This window comes from Candidatus Hydrogenedentota bacterium (genome assembly GCA_035416745.1).
GTDB lineage: Bacteria > Hydrogenedentota > Hydrogenedentia > Hydrogenedentales > SLHB01 > UBA2224.
Genome location: DAOLNV010000047.1, coordinates 1 through 4,808, shown reverse-complemented (window position 1 = coordinate 4,808; position 4,808 = coordinate 1). Strand labels below are relative to the sequence as shown.

The 4,808-nt window shown below is 60.0% G+C and carries 3 protein-coding genes; 1 reads left to right on the top strand and 2 read right to left on the bottom strand.

All coding sequences use genetic code 11. The annotated features are described in order from the left end of the window. On the top strand, positions 1–1,126 hold a 1,126-nt coding region (locus PLJ71_14125; GenBank protein HQM49821.1), incomplete at its 5' end, for a hypothetical protein. A 16-nt stretch (positions 1,127–1,142) separates the two neighbouring features. On the opposite strand, the gene PLJ71_14120 is transcribed toward PLJ71_14125, so the two are convergent. Together PLJ71_14120 and PLJ71_14115 are read right to left on the bottom strand one after the other, a co-directional pair. After that, positions 1,143–3,503 carry an alpha-galactosidase gene (locus tag PLJ71_14120; GenBank protein ID HQM49820.1) on the bottom strand — a complete coding sequence of 787 codons (2,361 nt, stop codon included), beginning with the start codon at positions 3,501–3,503 and terminating at the stop codon, positions 1,143–1,145. A 40-nt stretch (positions 3,504–3,543) separates the two neighbouring features. Continuing rightward, positions 3,544–4,566, bottom strand: a complete 1,023-nt coding sequence (locus PLJ71_14115) for a Gfo/Idh/MocA family oxidoreductase (GenBank protein ID HQM49819.1) — start codon at positions 4,564–4,566, stop codon at positions 3,544–3,546. Positions 4,567–4,808 lie beyond the last annotated feature (242 nt).

The window sequence follows — 4,808 nt, the reverse complement described above, 5'->3', positions numbered from 1 at the left end:
AGTGAATCTTGCTTCCGCGGAACAATCCCCGCCGCAAGAATCCTATCTGTTGCGTGTTGCCGAAACGCTCGAGTTGTGCCGGGGAGATATTGGAGCGATGACGGCTCCGGCAGACGCCGCGGCAGGAAACCTGGACGCCGGGGGCGGCCTTTACGCGGGGGGAGACAGCGCGTTTGTGAGCGAAATGTGCGGCCGGGCCGGCGGGCTGATGTTGATTCGCCCGCTTCACGATAAGCTTCCCGCGAAAGGAGATGTCGTGCTCTATGCGCCGGGGCCTGAACTGGCGGCGCCTGAAGGCGTCTTGGCATCCGGCGCCTTGGTCGTCGTGGTGGGCGACAAGATGGAGGCGGAGGGCATCGTCGCGTTTTCGGCGCACGCGGAGGCATATGACATATCACCCAGGCTTGCTGCAGCGGCGCAGGGATGGGTGTTCACGGCGGAACTTGTGGCCGCCTTGACCCGGCGCGGGCGGATGCCGGTGATGTTCGAGAGCATCGGCATGTATGGCGCCTATGCGCGCATGGACAAGTATCTCAAGCAGGGTGTGTTGTACCACGAGCACCACGAGGTTCCGCCTATCGACCCTGGCCGCTTGGGCGGAAGGTATATCGACGTTGTTGGAGCCATGTTGCGGCGCGTCGAACGCGAGGAGACGGACCGTTTGAGCCGTGCTGCTGCATGGGCTGCCGGTGCGCGCGCCGACGGACACCGGCTCGCGATGTACAGCATGGGGCATCTGTTTCCCGATGAAATCGGCAAGACGCCCATAGGCCAGGTCTTCGAGTCCGCGCCGTGGAATGCAGGTTTTCTCAATGAGCCAACGCTTGGCCAGGAATACGCTCCGGGCGATGTATTGATTCATATCGGTTACCAGCACCCGCCCTACCGGCTGCTCGAAGGGGCACGAACTCAAGGGGCAAACGTGGTGTACGTTTCGGTGCTGCAACACCGTGATTACGTGGGTGACCCTGCCGTCATCTGGATTGACCCGATGTGGTCCTGGTGCGATGCCTGCGTGCCTCTGGAAGGATACGACATCCAGATTCTACCCGCATCCGGCATTGTCAACGGGGCCATTGCATGGGAAATCTATCGTCAGACTGTGAAGGACAGCACTCCGCGGTAAGAGGATGCGCAACGCTTCAGAATCGGACGTACCAGCGAACTTCCTGGGCCTCCTGGTTGTAGAAGTTCACCTCAAGGACGTCGCCTTTGGCAGCCACTTCCGGCTGAGCCCCTGAAACTGCGGCCTCAGAAACCTCGAAGGGCGCCGGAACCAGAATGCGGAGACCGTAATTTGTATCGGGAATGGCTTTGGCCTGTCCGCGCAGCTCCTTCGTGGCAGCGTCCCATTCGAGCGCTGTGGTTTCCAAGGCGCCTTGAGCAAAATGACTCGTCGATGCCACCAGGAGCGGGCGTTTCTCGAAAAGGCGGAATCCGAGCAGGCGGACGCTGCCCGGGGCCACCTGCACGTTGAGCTGGCCCTGGGCAAGGCCGAAGTAGCGGTCGGCCCAGAAATCAAACACGGTATAGATGTTCTCGGGGCTCATTCCGAGTTCGCTGAGGTAAAGCGTTGTTGCAGGCTGCTCGGTGGCAGACCAGTTGAAGACCGCCGCATAGAACCATTCCCCGGCTTTTGTTCGCACATTCGCCGACCAGATGCGCGCAGGCTTGTTTTCATACAAGTCCAGGGGGTGGGCCGGCCGGGGCAGGGGCGGCAACAGTTTCTTGAGAATGCCTTTCTGTTCCTCGTCCAACTCGGCAAATGTGTTGCCGACCTTGATGACGCCGCCGTTGATGGCGATGGCTGTGAGCCATGCGACGGTCTGGTCCCGCGTAAGCACAGGCCTCTCGAGCCCGGGCCAGCGTGCCGCCAATGCCGGTGTATCGAAGTAAGCCGCGCCGAAAGAAGGGGTGTACAGATAAGGCGAGAAGAAATAACGAAGGGAAGCCGCGTCGAAGACATCCAGGAATCCCAGGTGCGTGTCGTTTCCTGTCCACAACGGAGCGACGTCGCCCGTGAGTTCCATCACGTGTGCGCGGACGCAGAGCGCCGGCAGGGAACCCGTGGCCGAAATAGCTTTGGCGGCTCCCATGCCCTGTTCCGCCGCCGACATCGCGAGGCGGAGGACGTCCAGCCGGGTGAGCGAGGGGTTCCTATACGAATCCGCGGCAAGGACTCCATACGGTATGTTCAGACCTTCAACGGCATCGAATCCCCATGTCGTGCTCACTTTGGCAAAGAGGTCACGGACATAGGCATCGGCCTCGGGGACGGTCACATCAAGAATGCGGGCGTTCTCAGGCAGCGAAGCAGTCGCCCATGGCGCTACGGGGACCAGCCATTCGGGATGGTTTGAAGTCAGCGGGGATTCGGCCGGCACGACAAAAGGATTCAGGAAGAGGCTGGCTTTCATTCCACGGCCGTGGATCTCGCTTACAAGCGGAGCAAAGCCCCTCGGGAACGCTGTTTCATCCGGTTCGTAAAGGCCAGGGGCTTTTTCCCAACCCTGGCCGATGGCGATGTTGTCCCATCCGTAACGGAGCAGGTCCTTTCCCATCACAGCGGCTTCTTGGAGTACGGATTGTTCAGAAAGCTGTCCGTGCGGTTTTGACAGAGCGGTCGTTCCGTGTGGGAGCGGGGGTCTGCGGAAGGGCACCTCATTCACGGCAGCGACAGCATGGCCGTAGCGTTCAAGGCCTTCGAGAGGTGTTCTCTCTGCCACGGAAACGTAAAGGACCTCCGATTGCACGGTACCGCCGGCCGGCACCTCGACCGGCGGATCGTAGTAACAGATGGTCTCGAACTGATTGAAGAGTTCTTCCTTCGCCTTTGAGGTCCGCCCAAGTCTTAGAGAGCCGTAACCCGTATCGGAAGTTACGAAACCGGCGATGAGAGTCTGGCGGGAAGCGGGATTGAACCCCGCGAGATACCAGAGCCCCGCTCCCGAGCCGGTAGTAACCCCGGGAAACTGAGGCGGTCCAGGGAAAGATGAAGGATTCTGGAGAAAGACCGCCGACTCGGGCTGCGCGCCCAGTGACAGCGCGCCATTGTTGCCTTCTCCCAGGAACCAGGGGCTAAGCGCCCGGATCTTGACTGGTTTCTTGCCATTGTTGACAAAGGCGGCCTGGCACGTGAAGAACGGCTTGTCGGGGTACACCCGAATAGCCCATTCGCATTCCTTATACTTGAAGAGGATGCTTTGCCCTTGTCCGAGGCGGTCGTTGACTTGTTCCCGAACGGTAGCCCGGCCTTTGATCGGCAGCGGCTCCAATCCCTTTTTATCCGCATACCAGACCATTGGCTGAGCGTTGGCAAAGACCACTTGTCCCGAGCGCAGCATAACGTCCACGCGGCCGTTCTTCTGCACGGCGAGCTCGTATTCGGCGCCGCTGAGCGTGCGGTATTCCTGCCCCGGCCGGTAAATGGGTCCAGCGGCACACCCCAAGACCGTGACGATCACTGCCAACACGGACCATTCAGCCTTCGCTTTGAAGCTCATGCGTTTCTCCGTTCAGGTTGTGGCTATGGCGCGTGCGTGCCTAACCGACTTCCACGCGGCGCCCCGTCTTGCTGGACTTGTAGGCGGCCAAGGCAACGGCCAATGCGTTGATGCCGTCCTGACCGGTCATGGTAAGGCGGCGTTTGCCGCGCAGGATCTCGAGCCACTCGACCATTTCCGCGGGCCACCCGCCCACGGCGGGGTTCTTGTCGAGCACTTTCCACTCGGACACGCTGTCCTCTCCCGCGGAAGCTTTGCCGCCGCAGAGCTGGAGCCCCTTGTTGTAATCGCAAATCAGCGAGCCCTTGGTGCCGTACACCTCGAACCCCGTGAATCCCGGTTTGCTGGTCCAGCCGACTTCGATATACCCAAGCGCGCCGCTGGCAAACTCCAGCAACATCAAGGCGTTGTCGTCGACCTCGATCCGTTTCACAATAGCGGCTGTCTTGGCCGTAACGGCCCTGATCGGTCCCATGAGCCACAGGGCCAAATCGATGGCGTGTATGCCCATGTCGAGAAGAGCTCCTCCCGCGGCGAGGTCCTTGTTGTAGAACCAGTCGTTCTTGGCCCATCCAGGGAACGGGCCCCCGTGAGCGAAGCGGAGACGGACCATAAACGGTTTTCCCAGCCCGCGTTTCGTCAGTATCTCCTTGCACTGCTTGTTTCCCGCGAATGTCCGGTGCGTAAACCCGATCATGAGCAGTTTTCGGGCTTTCTTTGCAGCTGCGTCCATTTTGCGTGCATCGTCAAGTGTCGTGGCCATGGGCTTTTCGCAGAGCACGTGGCAGCCCGCATCGAGAGCCGCGAACACGCCTTCAGCATGGAACTTGTTCGGGGTGCATATGCTGACGACATCCAACTTTTCGTTGGCGAACATCTCTTCATGCGTCTTGTATCCCCGTGCCGCGGGGAAGAGTTTCTTGATTTCCCTGTGGCGCGCAGGGTCGGGGTCAGCGAACGCGGTCAACTCCGCATGAGGGCTCCTGGCATAACCCGGCATGTGGCAGTGCTGCGCGATGGAGCCCGCACCTATGGTGGCGGCTGAGATTATACGTTTCTTCATCACAAGACTCCCCTCGTTGAACATATTGCTGGTGCAGAATCGGCATTAAGTCTACTCCCGCGCCGCATCTCCTTCAAACATAGAGAGATAAGCCGAATCGCCGGACAATACGACGATTGGGGAAACTCACACAGAGGCACAAAGGACGCGGAGGAAATGGAGCGCCCGCCGAAGCGAAATCTGCTCAATGTCTCCGTTTATGATGCGGGAAATGCCGTCCCTCATCAAAGCCTCGCCGAAGT

Coding starts and splice junctions, on each gene's coding strand:
- PLJ71_14120 (HQM49820.1), bottom strand. CDS start 3,503: ATGAGCTTCAAAGCGAAGGCTGAATGGTCCGTGTTGGCAGTGATCGTC.
- PLJ71_14115 (HQM49819.1), bottom strand. CDS start 4,566: ATGAAGAAACGTATAATCTCAGCCGCCACCATAGGTGCGGGCTCCATC.